Consider the following 26,184-nt stretch of genomic DNA (forward strand, 5'->3'; position numbering starts at 1 on the left):
AACATTGCGTAAATTCTCCTATCTACTCATACTGGCTGGGATACTTATTATGTTATATCCGACAGCTAACGAATGGTACAACGACAGGCAGCAGGAGAAGTTATTAGAAACGGCTGAACTAAGCACTGCCGATAGTACTCCCCAGTCAGATCTGAGGAGCAGGTATGCTGAAGTTACTCAGCTGTTAGCAGAGGAATCGGTTCTGGATGCCCAGGCACAGCCCCAACTCCAAGAGACAGAAAAGCCTGAACCGGAGATTGAAGTCGGTGGCAAAGTAATCGCACTAATTGAAATCGATAAGATTGATTTGAAGCTGCCTGTATTAGAAGGGGCTACAAAAGCTAATATGAAACATGCTGCAGCCCATATGAAAGAAACGGCACCCCTTGGAGAGATCGGGAATGCTGCAATCGCGGCGCATCGGGCTCGAACTACGGGTCGTTTGTTTAACAGATTGAATGAGGTTGTTGTGGGGGATGTTATCACGGTAAAGACTAGTGATCAGGTGTTTAACTATGAGGTATACGATATTTCTGTTGTAGATCCGAGTGATGTCTCCGTTCTTGACGGGAATGACAAGGATAAGATTCTTACTCTGATTACATGTGATCCGCTAGTGAATCCAACGCATCGTCTGATTGTTCATGCCAAATTAACAAAAGGAGAATAGTGAATGACAAGAAAACACAAATACCGGGAGATATTTATAAAATAATGGGTAATCTAGTAAATTAGGTCTTGTTCACAATTATAAATATGATAGTATTATACTATGAAAGCTAAACACGATAACGGCAAACCTTCCGAAAGGTAGGGACGCAAAGCTAAAGGGCCTTTTCCCGAAAGGATGGCAGCCAGCTACCGAATGAAGAGGCTTTTTTTGTTTGTTTCAAATGGATTCTATCAATTATATCTAGTAAAGCTAGAACAGATAGAGCTTATACGATAACGGCAAACCTATCGAAAGGTAGGGACGCAAAGCTAAAGGGCCTTCCCGAAAGGATGGCAGCCAGCTACCGAAAGGAGTTTTATCCGTGAAAAAGGTTTATTTTATGCTGGTGGCGTTGTTCGTCCTAATGACTTCAGTTCCGGTAAGTACAGCTCAAGCTGCAAGTGCAGATGCCAGCTGGTTGATTACATCCAAAGTGGCTCAAGGTGTTATTGGTATTAACTATGATATTCCGAAAGATAAAAGAATCAAACTCATGATCACCAAAGATAACAGCAGCTATACATATAACTTGTATGCTTCTGGACAAGCTGAGGACTTCCCTTTGCAACAAGGAAATGGGACTTATAAGGTTTCTGTTCTGGAGAACACAACCGGTAATAAATACAAAGCATTATATTCCGAAGTAGTAGACGTAACCATGAGTGACTCGAATTCCGTATATTTGGGCTCCGTACAGAATGTGAAATGGAGTTCTTCTGATAAAGCGATTGTCAAAGCTAAACAATTAGTACAAGGCAAAACAACAGACGAAGAGAAAGTTAAAGCGATCTATAACTATGTAGTTGCGAATGTACAATATGATTACTCTCTTGCTAATAGTGTAACTACTGATTATATTCCAAGCATCGATAAGACATTGACTACTAAAAAAGGGATTTGCTATGATTACGCTTCTCTTTTTGCCGCAATGCTGCGGAGTGTAGATGTTCCTGCTAAGTTGGTAATGGGGAATACAAGCTACGTTACGCAATATCATGCATGGAACGAAGTGTTGCTTAATGGGAAGTGGGTTACCATTGATACTACAGTGGATGCAGGACTTGCAAAGAGTGATAAGAAAACCGATTTAATTAAAGCCTCAAGCAAATATACTGCGGCAAAATACTATTAAGTTCGTCGCTAGAAACATAACTCTATTAAATAAACAACTAGCTTAATTATTAAGCTAGTTGTTTATTTTTATATTAGGGGTTGCTTTTCTATTAATAGTTGGGGTATTATAGGTAAGCGTTGTTAGACAGCGTACAGGCGATATAGACGAGGCTGATAAAAAGCTTCGAAAAATAAAGCTTGCATTTCTGAAAACAACATGATATATTATAAGAGTTGCTGCTGAGACATTAAACGGCGCCAACGAGAACTTGATCTTTGAAAACTGAACAACGAGTGAGTGGGAAATCACGTAAGTGAAATCCAAAATTAGAGAATTAATTTTCTCGTCAGATGTTTCAAAATGAGCATATCGCTCTTTTCAATACTAATTGGAGAGTTTGATCCTGGCTCAGGACGAACGCTGGCGGCGTGCCTAATACATGCAAGTCGAGCGGAGTTGTTTTGAAAGCTTGCTTTCAAAACAACTTAGCGGCGGACGGGTGAGTAACACGTAGGCAACCTGCCCTTCAGACTGGGATAACTACCGGAAACGGTAGCTAATACCGGATAATTTCTTTTTTCTCCTGAGAGAAGAATGAAAGACGGAGCAATCTGTCACTGAGGGATGGGCCTGCGGCGCATTAGCTAGTTGGTGGGGTAACGGCCCACCAAGGCGACGATGCGTAGCCGACCTGAGAGGGTGAACGGCCACACTGGGACTGAGACACGGCCCAGACTCCTACGGGAGGCAGCAGTAGGGAATCTTCCGCAATGGGCGAAAGCCTGACGGAGCAACGCCGCGTGAGTGATGAAGGTTTTCGGATCGTAAAGCTCTGTTGCCAGGGAAGAACGTCCGGTAGAGTAACTGCTACCGGAGTGACGGTACCTGAGAAGAAAGCCCCGGCTAACTACGTGCCAGCAGCCGCGGTAATACGTAGGGGGCAAGCGTTGTCCGGAATTATTGGGCGTAAAGCGCGCGCAGGCGGCTATTTAAGTCTGGTGTTTAAACCTTGGGCTCAACCTGAGGTCGCACTGGAAACTGGGTGGCTTGAGTACAGAAGAGGAAAGTGGAATTCCACGTGTAGCGGTGAAATGCGTAGATATGTGGAGGAACACCAGTGGCGAAGGCGACTTTCTGGGCTGTAACTGACGCTGAGGCGCGAAAGCGTGGGGAGCAAACAGGATTAGATACCCTGGTAGTCCACGCCGTAAACGATGAGTGCTAGGTGTTAGGGGTTTCGATACCCTTGGTGCCGAAGTTAACACAGTAAGCACTCCGCCTGGGGAGTACGGTCGCAAGACTGAAACTCAAAGGAATTGACGGGGACCCGCACAAGCAGTGGAGTATGTGGTTTAATTCGAAGCAACGCGAAGAACCTTACCAGGTCTTGACATCCCTCTGAATCCATTAGAGATAGTGGCGGCCTTCGGGACAGAGGAGACAGGTGGTGCATGGTTGTCGTCAGCTCGTGTCGTGAGATGTTGGGTTAAGTCCCGCAACGAGCGCAACCCTTAACTTTAGTTGCCAGCAGGTAATGCTGGGCACTCTAGAGTGACTGCTTATGACAAACCGGAGGAAGGTGGGGATGACGTCAAATCATCATGCCCCTTATGACCTGGGCTACACACGTACTACAATGGTAGGTACAACGGGAAGCGAAGCCGCGAGGTGGAGCCAATCCCATCAAAGCCGGTCTCAGTTCGGATTGCAGGCTGCAACTCGCCTGCATGAAGTCGGAATTGCTAGTAATCGCGGATCAGCATGCCGCGGTGAATACGTTCCCGGGTCTTGTACACACCGCCCGTCACACCACGAGAGTTTACAACACCCGAAGTCGGTGGGGTAACCCGCAAGGGAGCCAGCCGCCGAAGGTGGGGTAGATGATTGGGGTGAAGTCGTAACAAGGTAGCCGTATCGGAAGGTGCGGCTGGATCACCTCCTTTCTATGGAGAATCGTTCTCTGCAATGAGAACATTCAAATCGGAAGCTAAGCTTCCAAAACTCAGGTTTAGGCCTGTTACTCACTCGTTGCTCAGTTTTGAGAGTTTAAGCTCTCAAGTAAGACTTGATCCTTGAAAACTGGATACCGAAACGAATTTGCGTTTTAGAACATCTTTTAGCAACTTGTGTAAACAAGTAAATGTTATTAGTGAGATTTTTCTTCGGAAGAATCAAGGTTAAGCTAATAAGAGCACACGGAGGATGCCTAGGCGCCAGGAGCCGACGAAGGACGTGGCGAACAACGAAACTGCCTCGGGGAGCTGTAAGCAAGCTTTGATCCGGGGGTGTCCGAATGGGGAAACCCAGCTGTGGTAATTCGCAGTTACTCATACCTGAATACATAGGGTATGTAGAGGCAGACCAGGGGAACTGAAACATCTAAGTACCCTGAGGAAGAGAAAACAATAGTGATTCCGTCAGTAGCGGCGAGCGAACGCGGAACAGCCTAAACCTAAGAGCTTGCTCTTAGGGGTTGTGGGACGTCTCACATGGAGTTACAAAGGAATATGGTAGGTGAAGAGGTCTGGAAAGGCCCGCGATAGAGGTAAAAGCCCTGTAGCCCAAACTGTGTTCTCTCCGAGACGGATCCCGAGTAGTGCGGGGCACGTGAAACCCCGTATGAATCCAGCAGGACCATCTGCTAAGGCTAAATACTACCTGGCGACCGATAGTGAAACAGTACCGTGAGGGAAAGGTGAAAAGCACCCCGGAAGGGGAGTGAAATAGAACCTGAAACCGTGTGCTTACAAAAAGTCAGAGCCCTATTAATGGGTGATGGCGTGCCTTTTGTAGAATGAACCGGCGAGTTACGTTTAACATGCAAGGTTAAGCCGAGAAGGTGGAGCCGCAGCGAAAGCGAGTCTGAATAGGGCGAATTAGTATGTGGACGTAGACCCGAAACCGTGTGATCTACCCCTGTCCAGGGTGAAGGTGCGGTAACACGCACTGGAGGCCCGAACCCACGTACGTTGAAAAGTGCGGGGATGAGGTGGGGGTAGCGGAGAAATTCCAATCGAACTCGGAGATAGCTGGTTCTCCCCGAAATAGCTTTAGGGCTAGCCTCGGTATAAGAGTAGTGGAGGTAGAGCACTGATTGGGTGCGGGGTCCGCAAGGATTACCAAGCTCAGTCAAACTCCGAATGCCATATACTTATTGCCGGGAGTCAGACAGTGAGTGCTAAGATCCATTGTCAAAAGGGAAACAGCCCAGACCATCAGCTAAGGTCCCCAAGTGTGTGTTAAGTGGGAAAGGATGTGGAGTTGCACAGACAACCAGGATGTTGGCTTAGAAGCAGCCACCATTGAAAGAGTGCGTAATAGCTCACTGGTCGAGTGACTCTGCGCCGAAAATGTAACGGGGCTAAACACACCACCGAAGCTATGGCTAGATACTATGTATCTGGGGTAGGGGAGCGTTGTGTAGGGGTTGAAGGTGTACTGAAAAGAGCGCTGGACACTACACAAGTGAGAATGCCGTATGAGTAACGAAAAGATCAGTGAGAATCTGATCCGCCGAAAGCCCAAGGTTTCCTGAGGAAGGCTCGTCCGCTCAGGGTAAGTCGGGACCTAAGGCGAGGCCGAAAGGCGTAGTCGAAGGACAACAGTTTGAAATTACTGTACCACCGTAATCCGCTATGAGCGATGGGGTGACGCAGGAGGGTAGTGACGCGGACTGATGGATGTCCGTCTAAGCAGTGAGGCTGATGTGTAGGCAAATCCGCACATCGATAAGGCTGGGCTGTGATGGGGAGCGAAAATTGTAGTAGCGAAGGTCATGATCTCACACTGCCAAGAAAAGCCTCTAGCCAGGAGAAGGTGCCCGTACCGCAAACCGACACAGGTAGGCGAGAAGAGAATTCTAAGGCGCGCGGAAGAACTCTCGTTAAGGAACTCGGCAAAATGACCCCGTAACTTCGGGAGAAGGGGTGCCCCGGTAGTGTGAATAGCACGAGGGGGCCGCAGTGAAAAGGCCCAAGCGACTGTTTAGCAAAAACACAGGTCTGTGCGAAGCCGCAAGGCGAAGTATACGGGCTGACGCCTGCCCGGTGCTGGAAGGTTAAGGGGAGTGGTTAGGGGTAACCCGAAGCTATGAACCGAAGCCCCAGTAAACGGCGGCCGTAACTATAACGGTCCTAAGGTAGCGAAATTCCTTGTCAGGTAAATTCTGACCCGCACGAATGGCGTAACGACTTGGGCGCTGTCTCAACGAGAGATCCGGTGAAATTTTAATACCTGTGAAGATGCAGGTTACCCGCGACAAGACGGAAAGACCCCATGGAGCTTTACTGCAGCTTGATATTGAATTTGGGTACGATCTGTACAGGATAGGTGGGAGCCGTAGAAATCGGAGCGCAAGCTTCGGTGGAGGCGCCGTTGGGATACCACCCTGATCGTATCTAGGTTCTAACCTAGTACCCTTACCGGGTACGGGGACCGTGTCAGGCGGGCAGTTTGACTGGGGCGGTCGCCTCCTAAAGAGTAACGGAGGCGTTCCAAGGTTCCCTCAGAATGGTTGGAAATCATTCGCAGAGTGCAAAGGCATAAGGGAGCTTGACTGCGAGACCTACAAGTCGAGCAGGGACGAAAGTCGGACTTAGTGATCCGGTGGTACCGCATGGAAGGGCCATCGCTCAACGGATAAAAGCTACCCTGGGGATAACAGGCTTATCTCCCCCAAGAGTCCACATCGACGGGGAGGTTTGGCACCTCGATGTCGGCTCATCGCATCCTGGGGCTGAAGTAGGTCCCAAGGGTTGGGCTGTTCGCCCATTAAAGCGGTACGCGAGCTGGGTTCAGAACGTCGTGAGACAGTTCGGTCCCTATCTGTCGTGGGCGCAGGAAATTTGAGAGGAGCTGTCCTTAGTACGAGAGGACCGGGATGGACGTACCGCTGGTGCACCAGTTGTTCCGCCAGGAGCATGGCTGGGTAGCTACGTACGGACGGGATAAGCGCTGAAAGCATCTAAGCGTGAAGCCCCCTCAAGATGAGATTTCCCAATTAGTAAGACCCCTTGAAGACGACGAGGTAGATAGGTTGGAGGTGGAAGTGCAGCAATGCATGGAGCTGACCAATACTAATCGGTCGAGGGCTTATCCTATACGTAGAATGCAGATTCGTTTCGGATTCAGTTTTCAGGCATCAAGCCTGAAATACGCTTAGAAATTCATTGTCACTTCTGGTGATGAACTGAATTTCACGCGGCAGCGTCTGTTTCACAGACGCATGTTTGGTGGCGATAGCGGAGGGGTTCCACGCGTACCCATCCCGAACACGACCGTTAAGCCCTCCAGCGCCGATGGTACTTGGACCGAAGGGTCCTGGGAGAGTAGGACGTTGCCAAGCACACGAAGCCATTGTTGATTTATCAACAATGGCTTTTTTGTTCCCTTTATCACTTAATTTAAATAATGTGGATAAGTTATGGGGAATTAACGGAATTATAAAAGTTACTAACATGTGGATGAAATAATAAAATATATTCAAAAATGAAAGTAGTCCCCAATTTATGTGGATAGAGCAGTGGTATATGTGGATACTTCAAGTAAATGCAAGGATATTTTGCATGGCAGGAGGATAAACAATGGACAACAGTAGCAATCTTGTGTGGATAGAAGATTTTTCTGTACATGCGAGCGACACGGATTATCGTTCGCAGGGTAAGTTATCCTTTATTCTGGATATCATGCAATGTGCGGCAGACTTCGCAGTGGGTAATTTGGGGATAAGTGTGGAAGAAATTCTGAATGCAGGAATGGGCTGGATGATGATTACGTTAGATCTTGATTTTAAACGTATTCCCCGCCCGAATGATGTGCTCAGCGTACATACCTGGAGTAAAGGCACTAAAGGGGCACTGTGGCAACGGGATTATCGTATTTTCGATGCAGATCATATAGAAATCGCCACAGCACGATCCATATGGGCTTTAGTAGATATTGAGAAGAGAAAGATACTTAGACCGAATGCCCTTCCAGTACAGGTTAAGCACTATAATGGCGATTCAGTAGGCGATATGCCTGTTAAGGTAACGATCCCTTCTGATATTACTATGGAAGAAGCTTATCGGTATCAGGTAAGATATAGTGGGCTGGACAGCAACGGACATTTGAATAATGCCCGATACGGGGATTTATGTTGTGATGCGCTCACTTTAGCGGAATGGGATAATGCAGAGTTCACACGCTTCCGGATTACTTATCTACAAGAAGCTAAGTTTGGGGATGAACTGACTATTTTACGTTCAGCTGTAACGGATGATGGTATATATGTACGCGGTCAGAATAGTGATACTGTATATTTTGAAGCATGTATAGCGTTAAAAAGTGTCCAATAGTACGAATAAGTAAGTAATTTATAAATATGGAATATTATTATAAAAGCGATTTCTCCGAACATCAATCGGGGCAATCGCTTTTTTTATTGAAAACGGATGATGTTTCTAACATATTTGGAAAATTTTTTTGAGCCTGTCACAATTAAAGGGATCACATTCGTTATATAGTTGTAGTCAATAACAAGGAGGTGATTCTTTGGAACGTCGCAGCCCCGGGGTCCAAGTGAATCAAACAATAATTGAAGAGGCTATCGATCAGGTTCTTGCGGGTAACCGCGAAGCCTATAGAACTATAATACAAGCCTATGAAAGAAAGATTTATACGTATTGCTATTATATTTTGAGAAGTCATGAAGAAGCAGAGGATGCTGTGCAAGATATATTTGTAAAAGTGTATCAGGAACTCAGACGTTATGAGAAACGAGTCTCTTTTAGTGCATGGCTGTATAAAGTGGCCTATCATCATTGTCTGGATCAGGTTCGCAAACGCAAGCGAAGAAACCGTCTGTTGTCGCTATATAAAGAGCAGCAGCCCAAAGCCTATTATAATCCTAACGATGAGGAGCCATTGCAGAAGTTATTTATGGATGACCTGACAGCCGAAGAGAGTAATCTCCTGATTCTTAAGGTGGTTGAGCAGTACAGCTTTGAAGAAATGGGTCAGATTATGGATTGTAATTCAGCTACTTTACGCAAGAAATTTGAACGTCTACGCAAAAAGTTAGTCCGGCAAAGAATGAATGAAGGAGGCAGCCCTCATGGAGAAATGGCAAGATCGAACTGAAAGTCAGAAGATGGAGCACATTCGTCAAACATTCCAAAATCATGAAATGCCGGTAGACAGTTTCAGCGATTCAATTATGAAGCGAATAGGAGACGAGGGAATGGAAAAACGAGCGTCAAGAAAGAATGGAAATAAGTTTCTGAAAAAATCATTGGTGGCTGCCTCGGCAGCAGCAGTGTTGGGTGCGGGGATAATCGGTAGCGGATTTGTATCCCCGGTCATGGCTGAAACATTGAAGCAGATTCCTGTTGTAGGAAGTATTTTTAAGGGGATTGACGATAAAGGTCTAAATGCTGCTGAGGAAAAAGGATTATCTACTGCCCCTAACCAAAGCGTTACCCATGATGGAGTGACCTTAAAGGTTACCGATGCCTATTATGACGGCTCGCGGTTGGCTTTTGCGATTGAACGGGAAGGCATTGATAATGATAAGATGATGGCTGAGATGATTATTGAACCGATTGAGTTCGATCCATCGCTAACAGAACAACATGCGAAAGTGACAATGAACCAGTCCGAAAAAGGGTTGTTGGGTTCAGCAGAAGTGAAATTGCCGAATGGGAAAAAACTGGAGAGCCAAATGTCATCTTTTGGTGATGTTGAGGGAAAAAAGAATGCTATTTTATACGATTACAGAAATCTAAATAATATAGAGGCTTTGGGGGATGAATTTGAATTAAGCATCAGTGTGCCGGTTACACAAATTGCAGAGCCTTTTGTAATCAAGGTGCCGGTGAAAAAAGTAACGGAAGGAATTATCAAGCTTGATCTGAACCAAACAAAAGAGGCAGAAGAATTCAGTTATACGATTACCAAGCTGGAATTAACTCCAGCCACAAGCAGATTACAGCTCAGCGAAGAAGGTAAAGCGCCAACTGTGAAAGAAAAGGATGGATACACAACCTCTGAAATGTTCTATGAAATCGTTGATGAACTAGGTAATGCGTTCTCATCGGGTGGTTCATTTAACTTGCCAGCTATAGTCTATCCTTTGGTAGACAAAGATTTCATACCGTTCGCGCAAACACCAAAGACAATTACAGTTAAGCCGTTTACTTACTCCATTGATGAAAATCATAAAGCATTAAGGGATGAAGAAGGAAAACAAGTTAAACATTATTATCCGGAGCTTGAACAAACGATTCAGGTGGAGCAAAAGTAACTATTAATCCCATAAGCAAAAAGAAGCCCGTGTCTGCATAGCAGATACGGGCTTTTTGTTAAAAAATGAGAATTTATAAGCTGAAAAACTATAATATCTTTATATTTCTAAGAGTAACGGTTGTCATCTATAAAAGACGACAACGTAGTCTCTTCTTGTAAAAATTCTAATGGAATGTAGATTTCACTCACCGAGTTTTCGTTATCTGGTCCAAGGTACAATTAACCATAATATTCCAATTCAAATGGAATGGACATCCTGTATTCTGTTTTCGGCAGCCAGATTCCGTAGATATATTTATAGGTAGAAGGGATATCACAAGAGCGGCCTTTATGGATGAATTTCAGATAACGTATGGGTGGTAAGATCTGAAGGGGGAAAGTCTGATTGTGGTCTGCTTTTATAGGACTAAGTTCGCAGGCACACATGATCGAAAACCCATTACTCTCATAGTCATCTGGCCAGAAGCCAAGCTGATAATATTTTTCAGGCTGTATTCTATCCGATATAGTGGCTACCTTATTGAAAAGCAAAGGCCAAGTATCAGAAATGACGGAGAAATCTAGGTCTACTTTAACTACGGGTCCTTGAAGTATAATTTCTCCGAAATCAACGAGCTGGGGGGAGAGATCACTATCAGAAAGGACTTGAAGTAGATCCTGTTCATATAGTCTAGGGAGCAAAGGGAGTTTCGTTTCAGTAAGTCTTTTTCGAACAAGAGAGGGAGTCGTGTGCAGCATTCTTTTGAAGGCACGGGTAAAGGTCTCATAGTTACTAAAGTTATAGTCTAAGGAGATGTCCTGGAGTGAACGTTCTGGCATTCGATGAATGTCTAAGGCTGCTTCAGTGATTTTGCGTCTGGCTATATAGTCTCCGGGTGCTATCCCAGTGACTGTTTGAAATAGACGGGTGAAATGATAAAGGGAGTATCCCATTTCTTTGGAGAGGACAGCTACAGGAAGAATCGTGGTTAAGCGATCCTCAATGAGATCTAAGGCTTGAATGATTAGTTGGCGATTGTTCAAGAGATGTCCTCCCATAACAGTTAATAGAAATGGTGTCTAGCACGATTACTTCAATGATTTGCTGTCCAGTCGCCCCAAGCAGCAGCCCAATCGGGAACAGTCACTTCCATTACGCGATCTGCACTAGGAAAATAGGCTTTGATGTCGAGAACCGGTGTGCCCGGATAGGCATCAAGCCCGGCCACCTCTACTATTCCAGAGTCTACATCGACAGACAGGATTGCTGCTACACTTAGCCCAATCGGATTAGGGCGAATAGGGGAACGGGAAGCGAATACTCCAGTTAAGGTCGCATCATAAGGAGGCTGAATCTGTGTAGTCTGCCGGAAATGATCCTCTGCAAACTCATGCAGCCACCAAAGTACTTGGCAATGACTAAACTGAGATAAACCTTTAAGCGCTGGTCTGAATTCCGGGTTGATTTCAAGCCGCAAATTATGTGCTGTACCTCTAACCGATCCTATAGATAATATATTATAGCTTTCTTGTTCATTCATTGACTATGACTCCTTTCGGGTATCAGATATGATCTAGTGTATAACAGAGGCATACGGTAAAGCCTGACGATATTTGCTAACATTCATTTAATGCTATAATGAAATTTGATGTGGAAAGGGGAGCATTATGAAGACACTAGTATTGGCGGAGAAGCCGTCTGTTGCACGCGAGATTGCACGGGTCATGGGATGCAATAATAAACAGAAGAGTTATATTGAAGGTCCAAAATATGTGGTTACCTGGGCGCTGGGTCATTTGGTCGGCCTGGCAGAGCCAGAGGATTATAATAAAAAGTTTGCAACTTGGGCCTTGGAGGATCTGCCGATTTTGCCGGAGAAGACCAAGCTGAAGGTGCTGCGGGAGACCAACCAGCAATATAAAGCTGTCCAGCACCTAATGAAGCGTCAGGACATTGAGGAGCTTATTGTTGCTACAGATGCTGCTCGTGAAGGGGAGCTGCTGGCTCGTTGGATTATGAATATGGCAGGGTGGAAAAAGCCATTCCGGCGGTTATGGATATCCTCGCAGACTGATAAGGCAATTAAAGAGGGATTTGCAAAACTCCGTCCGGGCCGGGAATTTGATCGGTTGTATGAATCTGCACGTTGCCGCGCAGAGGCGGATTGGATGATTGGACTGAATGTCACAAGAGCTTTGACCTGTAAGTTCGGTTCGCCGCTCTCAGCAGGACGGGTACAAACGCCGACATTAGGGATGATCATGGATCGTGAACAGGAGATTACGGGTTTCCGTTCCGTCGATTTTGAGACGCTGACTGCTGATTTTGGGGATTTCCAAGCGGCATGGCGGGCCAGTAACGGTGATGGTCGAATATTCGAAAAGGATAAGACAGCCAGCTTAAAGGATAAGCTTACAGGACGCAGCGGCCGTATTATTAAGGTACAGAAGAGTGAGAAAAGTGAACCTCATCCACTGGCTTATGATCTGACTGAACTGCAGCGTGATGCGAACCGGAAGTTCGGCTTCTCCGCGAAGCAGACCTCCAGTGTGCTGCAGCGGTTATATGAGCAGCATAAACTTGTCACATACCCGCGTACGGACAGTCGTTACTTAACTTCAGATATGACGGGCACACTCAAGGAAAGACTGGATAGTGTTGCGGTCGGTCCATATGCAGCGTTAGCACGTCCATTGCTGCGCAAGCAGCTGCCGATTACGAAGCGAATCGTGGATGATAGTAAAGTCAGTGATCACCACGCTATTATTCCTACAGAACAGACCGTATTGTTAAATGGTCTGAGTACTGAGGAACGTAAGTTGTATGATCTGATTGTGCGGCGTTTTATAAGCTTGTTCTATCCGCCAGCTCGTTATGATGCGGTAGCTGTAACCGTCAATGTGGAAGGCGAAAGCTTCCATGTCAAAGGGACGACAGTAAAAGATGCCGGCTGGCGCGAAGTATACGGCGGGGATATGAGTAGTGATGACGAGGAGGAATCTGCGGACGAGCCGGCAGCGGGCAGTGTAAAGCTGCCTGAGCTGCGCGAAGGGGCTGCTGTCACGATTGGCCGCTGTATGGTGCGTGCTGGCCGAACACAGCCACCGAAGCGTTATAATGAAGCTTCGCTGTTGACGCAAATGGAGAAGCACGGCCTCGGAACCCCGGCTACACGCGCGGATATTATTGAGAAGCTGGTAAGCTCCGATACGATTGAGCGGCAAGGTAATCTCCTGCATCCGACAGGAAAAGGTAAGCAGTTAATCGAGCTGGTATCCACTCAGCTACGAACCCCGGATCTAACCGCACGTTGGGAAGCTGAGCTGGAGAAAATAGCGCGTGGTCAAGGCAAACCGGAGCTCTTTTTACAAGGTATCCGCAGTATGGCACAGGAATTGGTAACAGGTGTGAAAACTAGCGGAGCAGAATATAAGCCGCATAATGTCTCTAACAGCCACTGTCCGGAATGCGGTACAAGACTTCTCGAGAAGAAGAGCAAACGAGGGAAGCTGCTGGTGTGTCCTGCAGATAACTGTGGTTACACCCGTGCAGGTGAGAAAAGACTATCGAATCGCCGCTGCCCACAGTGCCATAAGAAAATGGAGCTTAAAGAGGGTAAAGCAGGCATGTTCGTACAATGTCTAGGCTGTGGAATCACAGAGACCTTAGATAAGGATCACAAGCATGTTAATAAACGTGAACAGCAAAAGCTGGTGCAGCAATACAGCAAGCAGGAAAGCATTGGTTCTAACCTTGGGGAACTGCTGAAAGCAGCGCTTGAAGGACAAAAGAAGGATAAGTAGTAGGAATCATCGGATGGTTAGCTTCAATTAAAACGAATGATTAGAATAATGAAGGCTGCTGAGTGTGCTCAGTAGTCTTTTTTTTATCCTAGTAAGTTTATGTGGTCTACGGATAGGCTTTGAATTAGAATGGTAAGCAAATGAGTGGAGCAGGTGATTAGGTGGCAGCTGAGCAGCAGGCGAATCCGTTGAAAGCGGCAGATCGCCCACAGGGGCAAGGAAGCAGCAGGTTTTTCTTTTTGGTTATTGTATTTATGTTTTGGTTCTCTTCTTATATTTATGTGCCGGTGCTTTCACCATATGTTGAGCATTTGGGAGCATCGTATTTTATGGTGGGCATGGTGCTTGGGATATATGGGTTAATGCAGATCCTATTCCGTATACCCATTGGCATCGGTTCAGATTATTTAAATAGGCGGCGGCCGTTTATCTATCTGGGATTGATTGCGAGTGGAGTCAGCTGTTTTCTTTTTATGTGGGGAGCACAGCCGGGTTGGGCGTTGGCAGCACGTGCGGTATCCGGGATAGCAGCATCGGCATGGGTTGTGTACTCTGTGATGTTCGCAGGATATTTTCCAAAAGAGGAAGCTGGAAAAGCGATGGGCATGCTGCAATTCACTACAGTAATCGCCCAATTGACCAGCATGATGATCAGCGGCTATATGGTAGAGCATTGGGGCTGGAATGCCCCCTTCCTGATTGGTGGAATTGTAGCTATTGCGGCACTAATACTTGCGCTTCGGTTACCGGAACAAAAGCAGGAAAAACGGCAAAATGCCATACAGATCAAGGAGCTGGCTGGTGTCGTAAAGGAACCTTTGCTGGTAAAAGTATCACTGTTGTCTGTGCTGGCGCACTGTGTGCTATTTATAACGATGTTCGGATATACTCCGAACCAGGCGCTGAATATCGGAGCAAGCAAAGAAAGCTTGGGCTGGCTTACACTCGCTTTTATGATTCCGCATGCCATCGCAACGCTCTACGGCTCACGTCTGTTTGGAGGGCTGCTGGGTGATAGAGGGAAGCTTATGCTAGGCTTTGCGGGAAGCGCACTGTTTACGCTGCTCATTCCTTCTATGCCGACGTTAGCGGCGCTTTGTCTGACTCAGGTGGGGAATGGTTTTATGCAGGGACTTATTTTTCCGCTGCTGTTGAGTAAATCCGTATCAGAAATAGATCCTTTTAAACGGGCTACAGCTATGGGCTTCTATCAGGCCGTTTATGCGATAGGGATGTCAGCAGGGCCATTCGTAGCAGGTTGGATGAGCTCTGTATATGGCTTGACCGGAGGATTCTGGTTAGGTGGAATTGCGGCGGTGTTGGCTACAATTTTATCCTGGGTATGGATGAAGGATACGAAGCAGAAGCAGCTAAAAGAAACTTAACAGACTTGGCAGAGCGTGTAAGGATGATTGGTTTTTTGTGCAAAAGGGGAATATAATAGAGATAGGAAGCAAGGAGGAGGAGCCCGGGAGAATGGTCAAGGTTGTAATGTTGTGGTTTGTGGTAATTAATATAATCGGGTATGTAGTGATGTCCGAGGACAAGAACAAAGCCCGCAAAAGGCGGGAACGTGTACCTGAGAAAACACTTTTTCTGCTGGCAGCCATGGGCGGCGCACTAGGTGTGCTGATTGCCATGTACCGTAAGCGCCACAAGACGCGTCATACATCCTTCAGGATCGGAATTCCGCTTCTGCTGCTGCTGAATATCTTTTTGTACAGCTATTTTTTAAGATAATAGTCTTTAGGATTACAAACTAGAAAAAGAGGTGGCGTACATGTTATTCTCTAAAATTTTGCTAGCCTATGACGGTTCAAAGGCTTCTAATCAAGCATTGGAGCGCGCAATTGAACTCGCTAAAGTCACACCAGGTTCTATATTGCATGTCGTACACGCATTTGAATTCCCAAGATTTTTTATCGGAGAAGCTCTTGCACCACTACCAGCTTCAGTAAATAAAGAATATTATGATTTGGCGGTGCAGACTACAGAAGAAGTGAAGGGACGTCTTGAGGCTGAAGGCCTGAATGCTGAGGTTGAGCTTTTACAAGGATCTCCTGCGGAAGTGATTTTGAAATATGCTAAGGAAAATGCTATAGACATCATAGTTATCGGCAGCCGCGGGCTTGGCGGTATACGTGAATTTGTTCTGGGCAGTGTCAGCCATAATGTAGTACAAAGCGCTCGTATTCCAGTGCTGGTTGTAAAATAATATAGAGTTCAAAGGGACGCTGATAGCGTTCCTTTTTTTCAATTTAAGGAAGTACAGGTCGTATTCTGGAGCTTAAACATCATAGAGCATTAGAGTTAGGAGTGTACGGAAAGAAGTCTTTCTTCACAAAATATAAGGTTATTGAGAATTCAAATCCGCCCAAAAGCGAACATTTATTATGGTGATTTTACCAATGTTCGTGTTTGAGTTGACATCATGTGTAGGGGATTGTTAAACTGATGTCATGAAGAGCTCGTATAAAACCGGGAATATGGCCCGGAAGTTTCTACCCGGGAACCGTAAATTACCGGACTACGAGGAAATAGGATGCTAGAATGCGATAATGCAGTCCAGATAATGGAGTGATGCATTGTGCAGCTTTCCGCGCTTAATGCCAGTTTGGTGAGAGGCAAGCGGGAGTGTTTTTTCCTAATTCCTTTACTAGTCCGATCCTCCCGCAGCAAAATGCGTCTGGACATCGGGCTTTTTTAATATAAGGAATAAGTTACACGTAATACATCAACCTTATATTATTAAGGAAAACGATAGTCATCCCTGAAGGACGAGAATGTAGTCTCTGCTTGTTCGGATTTACAAGATAAAGATATCTCATACTAGTGATTGGAAGGTAGGTCGAATCATGTCTGTGCAGGTAGCTGTCATCATGGGTAGTAAGTCGGATTGGGATACGATGGAGCACGCTTGTGGGGTGCTGGAAGAGCTGGGTTTGTCTTATGAGAAGAAGGTAGTATCCGCGCACCGTACACCGGACTTGATGTTCCGCTATGCGGAGGAAGCCGCAGGCCGCGGTATTCGCGTGATTATTGCAGGAGCAGGCGGCGCCGCGCATTTGCCGGGTATGGTGGCTGCAAAGACAATCCTGCCAGTGATTGGAGTGCCCGTGCAGTCGAAAGCACTTAATGGGCTGGACTCGCTGCTCTCCATCGTGCAGATGCCTGGAGGCATACCGGTAGCAACGGTAGCTATTGGTAAAGCAGGCGCTGTAAATGCGGGCCTGCTGGCCGCACAGATCATCGGAGCGTTCGACCCTGAAGTGCAGCAGCGTGTGCAGCTGCGTCGGGATGCGATCCGCGATGAAGTATTGGAAAGCAGCGACAGCTTATGAGGCCGGAGGAGCTGAAGCTGCAGGAGGCTGGCGGCGCAGCTTCGCCAGCTGCACAAGCGTCCGGTGCGGACACCGTCCGGACGCTGCTGCCCGGCTCGACCGTCGGCGTGCTCGGCGGTGGGCAGCTCGGGCGCATGATGGCGCTGGCCGGCAGCGCCATGGGGTACCGCTTCGTGGCGCTGGATCCTGCGCCGGATGCGCCTAGCGGTCAAGTTACGCCGCAGATTACGGCGGCGTATAACGACCGGGACGCGGCGCGGGAGCTGGCCCGCCGCGCGGACGTCATCACGTACGAGTTCGAGAACGTCGACGCGGGCGTAGCAGCGCTGCTGGCGGAAGAATCGTACGTGCCGCAGGGCAGCGCGCTGCTGTATACCACGCAGCATCGGCTGCGCGAAAAAGCCGCCATCGAGGCGGCGGGCGTTCCGGTCGCCCCGTACCGGAAGGTGGACAGCCTTGCGGAGCTAAAAGAGGCGGCGGCTGAACTTGGACTACCTTGTGTGCTCAAGACAGCCACAGGCGGTTATGACGGCAAGGGTCAAGCTGTGATTCGTCAGGAAGAAGAGCTGGAAGAAGCTTTCCGGCAGGTTGCACCCGGTGAGGTGATTCCGGAGCTAGTGCTTGAGAAGTTTGTAGCTTTTCAATGCGAAATATCCGTTGTTGCTGCACGTAGTGCATCTGGGGAGGTCAAAAGCTTCCCGCCTTCTGAGAACATTCATGTAAACAATATTTTGCATCTGTCCATTGTGCCTGCAAGAGTGTCAGCGGACATTCAGCGCAGAGCTTGCGAGCTGGCTGAGACTTTAATCGCAGGGCTGAATGCGGTTGGACTGCTTGCCGTGGAAATGTTCGTCACAGCGGACGGTGAATTGTTCGTCAATGAGCTGGCACCAAGACCGCATAATTCCGGCCATTACACCATGGATGCTTGCGTGACCTCACAGTTCGAGCAGCATGTCCGGGCGATTTGTAATCTGCCGCTGGGCGATACAACGCTTTTGACACCTGTAGTTATGGTAAATGTATTAGGTCAGCATTTGGATGGTGCGATTAAAGCGACCTGTACACATGAGGAAAAAGATAATAAGCTGGGTATTGTACCTAAGCTTCATATATATGGCAAGACTGAGAGTAAGACTGGTCGTAAGATGGGTCATATCAATCTGCTGTGCAAGGATACCGGAGACGGCCTATCCTGGGTGGAGCAATCTAAACTTTGGAGGAACTAAAGAATATGATCGAACGTTACAGCAGACCCGAGATGCGGGCCATTTGGACTGAGGAGAATAAATTCAAAGCGTGGCTGGAAGTGGAAATTTGCGCTTGTGAAGCATGGGCGGAGCTGGGAGTCATCCCACATGAAGACGCTGCTAAGCTGCGTAAGGATGCTAAATTCGACATCGCACGTATTGATGAAATCGAACAGGAAACACGTCATGACGTAATCGCCTTTACTCGTGCGGTTTCCGAAAGCCTTGGCGCAGAACGCAAATGGGTACACTACGGCCTTACTTCCACAGATGTGGTGGATACAGCACTGGGTTACTTGTTGCGTCAAGCGAATGAGATTCTAGAGAAGGATATTATTAACTTCATTGAGATCCTTAAAGATAAAGCTATTGCTTATAAAGATACACCGATGATGGGCCGTACACATGGGGTTCATGCTGAGCCAACTACTTTTGGTCTGAAAATGGCATTGTGGTACGAAGAAATGAAACGTAACCTGGAGCGTTTCCGCCATGCTGCGAACGGTGTGCAATTTGGCAAAATCTCCGGAGCCGTTGGTACGTATGCCAACATCGATCCATTCGTAGAAGAATTTGTCTGCCGTAAGCTGGGTACAAGCCCTGCACCGATCTCGACACAAACTCTACAGCGCGACCGTCACGCTGAATATATGGCAGCTCTTGCTCTGGTAGCAACCTCGCTAGACAAATTCGCTACCGAAATCCGCGCTCTGCAAAAGAGTGAGATTCGCGAAGTAGAAGAAGCTTTTGCCAAAGGTCAAAAGGGTTCATCTGCTATGCCGCATAAACGGAATCCTATTGGCTGCGAGAATATTTCCGGTCTGTCCCGCGTGATTCGCGGACATATGGTTACAGCTTACGAGAACGTGCCGCTCTGGCATGAACGCGATATCTCGCACTCTTCAGTGGAGCGTATCATCCTTCCGGATGCAACAATGCTATTGAACTACATGCTGAACCGTTTCGGAAACATCGTGAAGAACCTGACTGTATTCCCAGAGAATATGAAGCGTAATATGAACCGTACCTTCGGCGTTCCTTTCTCTGGCCGGATCTTAACCAAGCTGATTGATAAAGGCTTCAGCCGCGAGCAAGCGTACGATACCGTCCAACCACGTGCGATGCAAGCTTGGGAAGAGCAAAAGCAGTTCCGTGATATCGTGGAAGCTACACCTGAAATCACTAATGTCCTCACCCCAGAAGAGATTGAAGATGCATTTAACCCTTCTTGGCACCTTAAGCATGTGGATACCATCTTCCGCAAGCTAGAACTTATCTAAGAAAAGATAAGTTAGTGGTGAACTAAGGAGCTAGGAATAGTACGAGCGGTTAAGGTTGTGCAGAATTGAAATGCAACTGGTCGATAAGGAACGGAGAGAAATTTTGGAACTGTAGAAGCGTTAGCGTTCGCCTTTATCCTCGGATTTCTACCGCAGCAGCGGTTCAATCAGGAAATCTGAGGATAACAGCGATCGGAAGTCCAAACATTCCTCGGAGTTACGCCTTTGAGACCAGATAGTTATTAGGGAGATCATTAGTTCAAGGGAGGAAAGGTCATGACATCATCGGCCGTATCCACAGCCGTGGAACTCATCAATGCGCCGCTGCTCTACAAAGGGAAGGTTCGTGAGCTATACGATTTAGGGGAAAATGTACTGATCGTAGTTACAGATCGGATATCTGCTTTTGACTATGTGCTGGACCCGGCAGTCCCTGAAAAGGGCAATGTGCTTAACCGTCTGAGCGCGTTCTGGTTCGGACAGACTAAAGAGCTGATGGAGAATCATGTCGTTCATATCGATGTGGATCTGCTCGGCGACGTAGTTAAGGACAAAGAGGCTCTCAGAAACCGTGTCATGGTGGTACGCAAAGCTGAGCGTATTGATATCGAATGCGTAGTGCGTGGATGCATCACTGGCGGCGGCTGGAGACAGTATCAAGAAACCGGCAAGGTAAATGGTATTGAACTTCCTGCTAACCTCCGCAAAAACGCGCTGCTGGCAGAACCGATTTTTACTCCTGCGGCTAAAAATGATGTAGGTCACGATGAGGATATTCCGTTTGAGAAAATGCAGGAATTAATCGGAGCTGATCTGGCGCTTGAGCTGCAGGAAAAGAGCTTAAAGCTGTTCGCTTTTGCTAGAGAGTATTGTGCTGAGCGTGGGATCATTCTTGCGGACTGCAAATTCGAATTCGGCTTGTTGGACGGTAAGGTGATTCTGATCGATGAGATTTTTACACCGGATGCTTCCCGCTTCTGGGCTAAGGATAAATACGCGCTTGATATTGAAATTGATAGTATGGATAAAGAGCCTGTTCGTACGTATCTATCTGCATCTTCCTGGGACAAGAATAGTAAACCTGATCCGCTCCCACTGGAAGTAGTAGAAGAAACTACACGGCGTTATCTGGACATTTATCATCGTCTTACTGGCAAGTCTTTATAGTTCAACATAGTGTGTGCACTCATGGGAATAAATTCAGTATATATTTTTGAAGCTAAATGTACTCATTGTAGAATTTCAGTTTCAGAGGGTATGCTCATTAAAATTTAGGAGGAACTACAAGCATATGTTAAAAGCGACGGTATATGTCACCATAAAGAAAAGCGTTCTTGATCCACAAGGGGTAGCAGTACAAGGAGCACTTCATTCGGTAGGCTTCCAAGAAGTTGAAAGCTTGCGTATCGGGAAATATATGGAGCTGACTTTGGATACGGATAACCGTGCTGAAGCGGAAGTTCGTCTCAAGGAAATGTGCGAAAAGCTACTTGCCAACACGGTGATCGAGGATTACCGCTACGAATTGGAGGACTAAACGACATGAAATTTGCTGTACTTGTCTTCCCAGGCTCCAACTGTGATATTGATTGCTACAAGGCGGTAGAGGACAGTCTCGGCGAACCAGTCGATTATGTGTGGCATACAGCGACGGATTTATCGGCGTATGATTGCATTTTGGTTCCAGGCGGATTCTCATATGGTGATTACTTGCGCTGTGGCGCGATTTCGAGATTTGCTCCTGTTATGGCGGAAGTTGCTAAAGCAGCAGAGCAAGGGAAATATGTGCTAGGCATTTGCAATGGGTTCCAAATTCTTACTGAGGCTGGTTTGCTGCCAGGTGCGCTTCGCCGCAACATGTCGATGAAGTTCCGCTGTCACGATACAGTGCTTAAGGTTGTTAATAATGAAACCCCATTTACTATTGACTATGCTAAAGATGAAGAAATCATCATCCCAATCGCACACGGTGAAGGAAACTACTACTGTGATGACGAGACTTTGGCAGAGCTGAAAGCTAACAATCAGATCGTGTTTACCTATAGCGATAATCCTAACGGCTCCGTAGCCGATATTGCGGGTGTTAGTAACGTACAAGGGAATGTGGTTGGCATGATGCCTCACCCTGAGCGCGCGGCTAATAGTTTACTTGGTTCAGAAGACGGCAAAAGAATGTTTACATCCATACTGAAGACTTGGAGGGATCGTCATGACGCAGCAAGTATCCGTTAAGGAACCGACCGCAGAACAGATTGCGGAGCAGAAAATTTACAGCCAGTTCGGTGTGTCGGACAGCGAATATGAGCTGATCAAGTCTTTTATGGGACGTTTGCCGAACTACACTGAAATCGGCGTATTCAGCGTAATGTGGTCCGAGCACTGTGCCTATAAGAACTCCAAACCCCTCCTGAAACGTTTCCCAATTTCCGGACCACGTGTCCTGATGGGACCTGGCGAGGGTGCAGGGATTGTAGATATCGGTGACAACCAAGCGGTTGTTTTCAAAATCGAAAGTCATAACCACCCTTCAGCGGTAGAACCTTTCCAAGGTGCGGCAACGGGTGTCGGCGGGATTATTCGTGATATTTTCTCCATGGGCTCCAGACCTATCGCAATCCTCAATTCACTACGTTTCGGGAAGCTGGAAAGTGATCGAGTGAAGTATTTGTTCGAACATGTAGTGTCTGGTATTGCTGGTTATGGTAACTGTATCGGGATTCCAACGGTTGGCGGCGAAATCATGTTTGATGATAGCTATGACGGCAATCCGCTAGTTAACGCAATGTGTGTGGGTCTGATCGATCATGACAAAATCCAACGTGGTGTAGCTAAGGGCGTAGGCAACCCTGTCTTCTATGTAGGCCCTCCTACAGGACGTGATGGAATTCATGGTGCTACTTTTGCATCGGTAGAGCTTAGTGAGGAATCAGAAGCTAAACGTACCGCTGTACAAGTCGGCGATCCATTTATGGAAAAGCTCGTTATGGAATCTTGTCTAGAACTGATCGACAGCGGCATCGTTATCGGGATTCAGGATATGGGCGCAGCGGGTCTTACCTGCTCTAGTGCGGAGATGGCAAGTAAAGCAGGCAATGGTCTGGAGCTGTATCTTGATCAGGTGCCACAACGTGAAGAGGGCATGACACCTTACGAAATGATGCTTTCAGAATCACAAGAACGGATGTTGTTCGTCGTTGAGCCGAAGGATGAGGCCCAGGCACAAGAGATTTTTGACCGCTGGGGTGTTATCTGCTGTAAAGTCGGTAAAGTTACGGATGATGGCCGCTTGAAATTGTATCATCACGGCGAGGTTGTTGGTGACATGCCAGTAACGGCGCTCGTGGATGAGTGTCCAGTATATAACAAACCTTCTGAGGTTCCTGCTTATTATATTGCGAATGAAAAGGTAGATACCCTTCGTTATGAGGAAGTTACGGATCTGGGCGGTGCATTGCGTACAGTACTTGGATCACCAACCGTAGCAAGTAAAGCATGGGTATACAATCAATACGATTACATGGTGCGGACGAGCACAGCTGTACGTCCTGGATCTGACGCGGCTGTAGTTACCATTCATGGTACTCGTAAAGGACTTGCGATGACTACAGACTGTAATGGCCGTTATGTTCATCTTGATCCTGAAGTGGGTGGACGTATTGCAGTCAGCGAAGCGGCACGTAACATCGTTTGTTCCGGTGCTGAACCGCTGGCTATTACGGATAATCTGAACTTTGGAAATCCTGAGAAGCCTGATGTGTTCTGGCAAATGGAGCGTGCGGTTGATGGTATGGCTGAAGCATGTCGTGTGCTGGATACTCCGGTGATCGGTGGTAATGTCAGTCTTTATAACGAAAATACTACGGGTTCCATCTATCCAACGCCGGTTGTCGGCATGGTTGGTTTAGTAGCGGACACGGATCATATTACGACTCAAGGGTTCAAGCAAGAAGGAGATTCCATTCTTCTGCTGGGAGTGACCAAGGCTGAGCTGGGCGGCAGTGAATTCCAATATGCTGTTCATGGTGTGACCGAAGGTCGTCCTCCGGCTTTGGATTTGGCTACTGAGAAAAAACTGCTGAATGCAGTCCTTACCTCAATTCGTGGCGGTCTGGTGCGTTCCGCACATGACTTGTCCGAAGGTGGACTTGCCGTAGCGCTTGCAGAGAGCTGTATCAGCGGCGGAATCGGAGCGAACGTTGAGCTTTCAGCTAATGGTCTTAGATCTGATGTAGCATTGTTCAGCGAAAGCCAATCACGCATTGTGCTGACAGCAGCTCCTGAACGTGCCGAAGAGCTGAAAGCAGCGATTGCAGCCAGCGGTGTTCCCGTGGAGATCATCGGAACTGTAGGTGGAGACAGACTGCGCGTAAATCTGGACGGCGTGTCCGCACTAGATGAAGCTGTAGCAGAATTGAAATTCGTTTGGGAGGATGCTATTCCATGTCTTATGAAATAAAGACCGGGAAAGAGCAGGAGACTCCTATCCTGTGGACTGGTGACTTTTACAATGAAGGAACGGGCTCGGGAGATGTTTTTGACACATTAAAAGAAGAATGCGGCGTTTTCGGGGTCTTCGGACACCCGGAAGCGGCGTCCATGTCTTATTACGGCTTACACGCCTTACAACACCGTGGAGAAGAAAGTGCGGGAATCTGCGTAGCAGACGGTCGCGATTTCAACTATCACCGCGGGATGGGGTTAGTAAAAGAAGTATTCGACAAGGACAAAATTGCCTCATTGGTTGGAGACATGTCCATTGGGCATGTACGTTATTCCACTAGTGGAGACAGTCGCTTAACCAATGCGCAGCCACTGGTATTTAAATATCGTGACGGCGATTTGGCAATTGCTACGAACGGCAACATAGTAAATGAACCGTTGATCCGCAAACAACTGGAGCAAAGCGGATCGATCTTTCAAACTACGAGTGATACAGAAGTGCTGGCGCATTTAATTGCCCGTTCGCCAAAGGATTTTGTTGAAGCGGCAAAAGATGCGCTGCAGCAGCTCGTTGGCGGGTTTGCTTTTCTGCTTATGACAAATGATAAGTTAATTGTCGCTTCAGATTCCCATGGCTTGCGTCCGCTAGTGATGGGACGGATTGGTGAAGCTTATATTTTTGCTTCCGAGTCCTGCGCATTAGAGGTCATTGGGGCACAGCTGGTTCGAGATATTGAGCCGGGTGAACTGCTAGTCCTCGACAAAAACGGTCTCTTGGAGGACCGTTTTACCGAACCCAAACGTAAAGCGCTGTGTGCGATGGAGTATATTTACTTCTCACGCCCAGACAGTGATATGAACGGCTCTAACCTGCACTCCGCCCGTAAGCGGATGGGTAGCCGCATGGCACTGGAAGCTTTTGTCGATGCTGATCTTGTAACCGGGGTGCCGGATTCCAGTATTTCAGCAGCCATCGGGTATGCCGAGCAAACGGGAATTCCTTATGAGCTTGGGCTCATTAAGAATAAGTACACTGGACGGACCTTCATCCAGCCGAGCCAAGAACTGCGTGAGCAAGGTGTGAAGATGAAGCTGAGCGCCGTGCGCAGCGTAGTTGATGGCAAACGTGTCGTTATGATCGATGATTCTATCGTTCGTGGCACGACCTCACGCCGAATCGTCAATCTGCTTCGGGAAGCGGGAGCTGTTGAAGTGCATGTGCGGATTACTTCGCCACCGTTCAAGAATCCTTGCTTCTACGGCATTGATACACCAGACCGCCGCGACCTCATCGCGTCCTACAAGACCATTGAGGAAATGTGCGAAGAGATCAACGCCGATTCCTTGGCATTTTTGTCGCCGGAAGGCTTAATCTCTTCCATTGGTGGACACAACAAAGACGACTACAAAGGCGGACTTTGCCTTTCTTGCTTTGATAATGATTACCCGACGCAGGTGGATTTTGGCGGGGCAGAGAAAGATGGCTGCTCGTGTTGACATCCCCCTAAGTCCCCCTTTCAAAGGGGGATTCCGAAGGGCTCTGCCCTCCGGCCACCCGAAAGCTCGGCGGTAGGAGTTGGGTTATAACTTGCTAAGAAGACTTGGGTACGAGTGCTCGCTTTGTCCCTGTGTGCTGCGCACGGACGGGACACGCTTTACGGCGCTCCGCCCCCCCGCTGCATCCGCCGCCGGGACTGGCTCGCCAAGCTTCCCTCTGTTTGCTTCGCAAATACGAGGGCCGCTTGTCTCGCTAAGGTGGCGCTCGGTTGCACCCTAAGCGCCAAGAGCAGCTCCCCAAGCTCGTCCCTGTTTGCTACGCAAATGCGCTACTCGCTTGTTTCGCTAGAAGAGGTTGCATGGCGCAGCTCATGCACCGAGGTCTTGAGGTCCGTGTGCAAGGCGCGCACTGCGGCTTGCAGTAGGGACAAAGCGGTGGTTGGAGGGAGTTATGGAGAGGAAGTTTGGAACTGTAGAAGCGTAG

The 26,184-nt window shown here is 47.6% G+C and carries 19 protein-coding genes, 3 rRNA genes and 3 riboswitches; of the genes, 20 read left to right on the top strand and 2 right to left on the bottom strand.

Annotated features, from left to right (window positions below; genetic code table 11):
• Window positions 1-4 precede the first annotated feature (4 nt).
• The 8 genes from MHH89_RS25265 to MHH89_RS25300 all read left to right on the top strand — a co-directional run bounded on the left by MHH89_RS25265 (window position 5) and on the right by MHH89_RS25300 (window position 10,107).
• Entirely contained in the window at window positions 5-670 is a 666-nt protein-coding gene (locus MHH89_RS25265; RefSeq protein ID WP_256715867.1) for a class D sortase, read from the top strand.
• Between the two features lie 113 nt (window positions 671-783).
• Window positions 784-866, top strand: a riboswitch (cyclic di-GMP riboswitch).
• 74 nt (window positions 867-940) lie between these two features.
• A riboswitch (cyclic di-GMP riboswitch) is annotated at window positions 941-1,021 on the top strand.
• 13 nt (window positions 1,022-1,034) lie between these two features.
• The gene (locus MHH89_RS25270) at window positions 1,035-1,844 is read left to right on the top strand and encodes a transglutaminase-like domain-containing protein (protein WP_038568647.1); all 810 of its coding nucleotides are present in this window, start codon (window positions 1,035-1,037) and stop codon (window positions 1,842-1,844) included.
• A 367-nt stretch (window positions 1,845-2,211) separates the two neighbouring features.
• Window positions 2,212-3,769: ribosomal RNA gene (locus MHH89_RS25275) — 16S ribosomal RNA — on the top strand.
• 232 nt (window positions 3,770-4,001) lie between these two features.
• Window positions 4,002-6,925, top strand: a 23S ribosomal RNA gene (locus tag MHH89_RS25280).
• Between the two features lie 128 nt (window positions 6,926-7,053).
• Window positions 7,054-7,170: ribosomal RNA gene (rrf, locus tag MHH89_RS25285) — 5S ribosomal RNA — on the top strand.
• Together the 16S, 23S and 5S rRNA genes form the textbook arrangement of a ribosomal RNA operon.
• Before the next feature lie 238 nt (window positions 7,171-7,408).
• On the top strand, window positions 7,409-8,161 hold the full coding sequence (locus MHH89_RS25290) for an acyl-[acyl-carrier-protein] thioesterase (RefSeq protein ID WP_076219763.1): 753 nt from the start codon (window positions 7,409-7,411) through the stop codon (window positions 8,159-8,161).
• 196 nt (window positions 8,162-8,357) lie between these two features.
• A complete protein-coding gene (locus tag MHH89_RS25295) occupies window positions 8,358-8,945 on the top strand; it encodes an RNA polymerase sigma factor (protein WP_076128449.1) in 588 nt (195 codons plus the stop codon).
• Entirely contained in the window at window positions 8,920-10,107 is a 1,188-nt protein-coding gene (locus tag MHH89_RS25300) for a DUF4179 domain-containing protein (RefSeq protein WP_076128451.1), read from the top strand. The genes MHH89_RS25295 and MHH89_RS25300 overlap by 26 nt, the downstream gene beginning before the upstream one ends.
• Before the next feature lie 221 nt (window positions 10,108-10,328).
• On the opposite strand, the gene MHH89_RS25305 is transcribed toward MHH89_RS25300, so the two are convergent.
• On the bottom strand, window positions 10,329-11,132 hold the full coding sequence (locus MHH89_RS25305) for an AraC family transcriptional regulator (protein WP_076282752.1): 804 nt from the start codon (window positions 11,130-11,132) through the stop codon (window positions 10,329-10,331).
• Window positions 11,133-11,182: 50 nt separating this feature from the next.
• Window positions 11,183-11,629, bottom strand: a complete 447-nt coding sequence (gene tsaA / locus MHH89_RS25310) for a tRNA (N6-threonylcarbamoyladenosine(37)-N6)-methyltransferase TrmO (protein ID WP_076128454.1) — start codon at window positions 11,627-11,629, stop codon at window positions 11,183-11,185.
• 127 nt (window positions 11,630-11,756) lie between these two features.
• Here tsaA and MHH89_RS25315 point away from each other — a divergent pair, with 127 nt between their 5' ends.
• The 12 genes from MHH89_RS25315 to purF all read left to right on the top strand — a co-directional run bounded on the left by MHH89_RS25315 (window position 11,757) and on the right by purF (window position 25,700).
• Complete coding sequence (locus MHH89_RS25315; RefSeq protein ID WP_076282751.1) at window positions 11,757-13,892, top strand: DNA topoisomerase III; 2,136 nt, start codon at window positions 11,757-11,759, stop codon at window positions 13,890-13,892.
• A gap of 161 nt (window positions 13,893-14,053) precedes the next feature.
• Window positions 14,054-15,277 (top strand): MFS transporter, encoded by a 1,224-nt coding sequence (locus MHH89_RS25320; protein ID WP_081383421.1) that lies wholly within the window; start codon window positions 14,054-14,056, stop codon window positions 15,275-15,277.
• Window positions 15,278-15,368: 91 nt separating this feature from the next.
• Window positions 15,369-15,632, top strand: coding sequence for a DUF1294 domain-containing protein (locus MHH89_RS25325; protein ID WP_036680925.1), 264 nt, complete (start codon window positions 15,369-15,371; stop codon window positions 15,630-15,632).
• 40 nt (window positions 15,633-15,672) lie between these two features.
• Window positions 15,673-16,107: a universal stress protein gene (locus tag MHH89_RS25330; protein WP_036680923.1), complete on the top strand. Its 435-nt coding sequence runs from the start codon at window positions 15,673-15,675 to the stop codon at window positions 16,105-16,107.
• 233 nt (window positions 16,108-16,340) lie between these two features.
• Window positions 16,341-16,442: riboswitch (purine riboswitch) on the top strand.
• A 305-nt stretch (window positions 16,443-16,747) separates the two neighbouring features.
• Complete coding sequence (purE, locus tag MHH89_RS25335) at window positions 16,748-17,233, top strand: 5-(carboxyamino)imidazole ribonucleotide mutase (RefSeq protein WP_036680920.1); 486 nt, start codon at window positions 16,748-16,750, stop codon at window positions 17,231-17,233.
• On the top strand, window positions 17,230-18,462 hold the full coding sequence (gene purK / locus MHH89_RS25340; protein WP_076136917.1) for a 5-(carboxyamino)imidazole ribonucleotide synthase: 1,233 nt from the start codon (window positions 17,230-17,232) through the stop codon (window positions 18,460-18,462). The genes purE and purK overlap by 4 nt, the downstream gene beginning before the upstream one ends.
• A 5-nt stretch (window positions 18,463-18,467) precedes the next feature.
• A complete protein-coding gene (purB, locus tag MHH89_RS25345; RefSeq protein ID WP_036680917.1) occupies window positions 18,468-19,763 on the top strand; it encodes an adenylosuccinate lyase in 1,296 nt (431 codons plus the stop codon).
• Window positions 19,764-20,039: 276 nt separating this feature from the next.
• A complete protein-coding gene (locus MHH89_RS25350) occupies window positions 20,040-20,930 on the top strand; it encodes a phosphoribosylaminoimidazolesuccinocarboxamide synthase (protein ID WP_076279486.1) in 891 nt (296 codons plus the stop codon).
• 124 nt (window positions 20,931-21,054) lie between these two features.
• Window positions 21,055-21,300, top strand: a complete 246-nt coding sequence (gene purS, locus MHH89_RS25355; protein ID WP_036680912.1) for a phosphoribosylformylglycinamidine synthase subunit PurS — start codon at window positions 21,055-21,057, stop codon at window positions 21,298-21,300.
• A gap of 5 nt (window positions 21,301-21,305) precedes the next feature.
• Window positions 21,306-21,995, top strand: coding sequence for a phosphoribosylformylglycinamidine synthase subunit PurQ (gene purQ / locus MHH89_RS25360; protein WP_036680909.1), 690 nt, complete (start codon window positions 21,306-21,308; stop codon window positions 21,993-21,995).
• Complete coding sequence (purL, locus tag MHH89_RS25365) at window positions 21,973-24,219, top strand: phosphoribosylformylglycinamidine synthase subunit PurL (protein ID WP_038568661.1); 2,247 nt, start codon at window positions 21,973-21,975, stop codon at window positions 24,217-24,219. The genes purQ and purL overlap by 23 nt, the downstream gene beginning before the upstream one ends.
• Complete coding sequence (purF, locus tag MHH89_RS25370) at window positions 24,204-25,700, top strand: amidophosphoribosyltransferase (RefSeq protein ID WP_341088415.1); 1,497 nt, start codon at window positions 24,204-24,206, stop codon at window positions 25,698-25,700. Before purL ends, purF begins: the two co-directional genes overlap by 16 nt.
• Window positions 25,701-26,184: the final 484 nt, after the last annotated feature.

The sequence above is a fragment of the Paenibacillus sp. FSL H7-0323 genome, assembly GCF_038002725.1.
Taxonomy (GTDB): Bacteria; Bacillota; Bacilli; order Paenibacillales; family Paenibacillaceae; genus Paenibacillus_AQ; species Paenibacillus_AQ odorifer.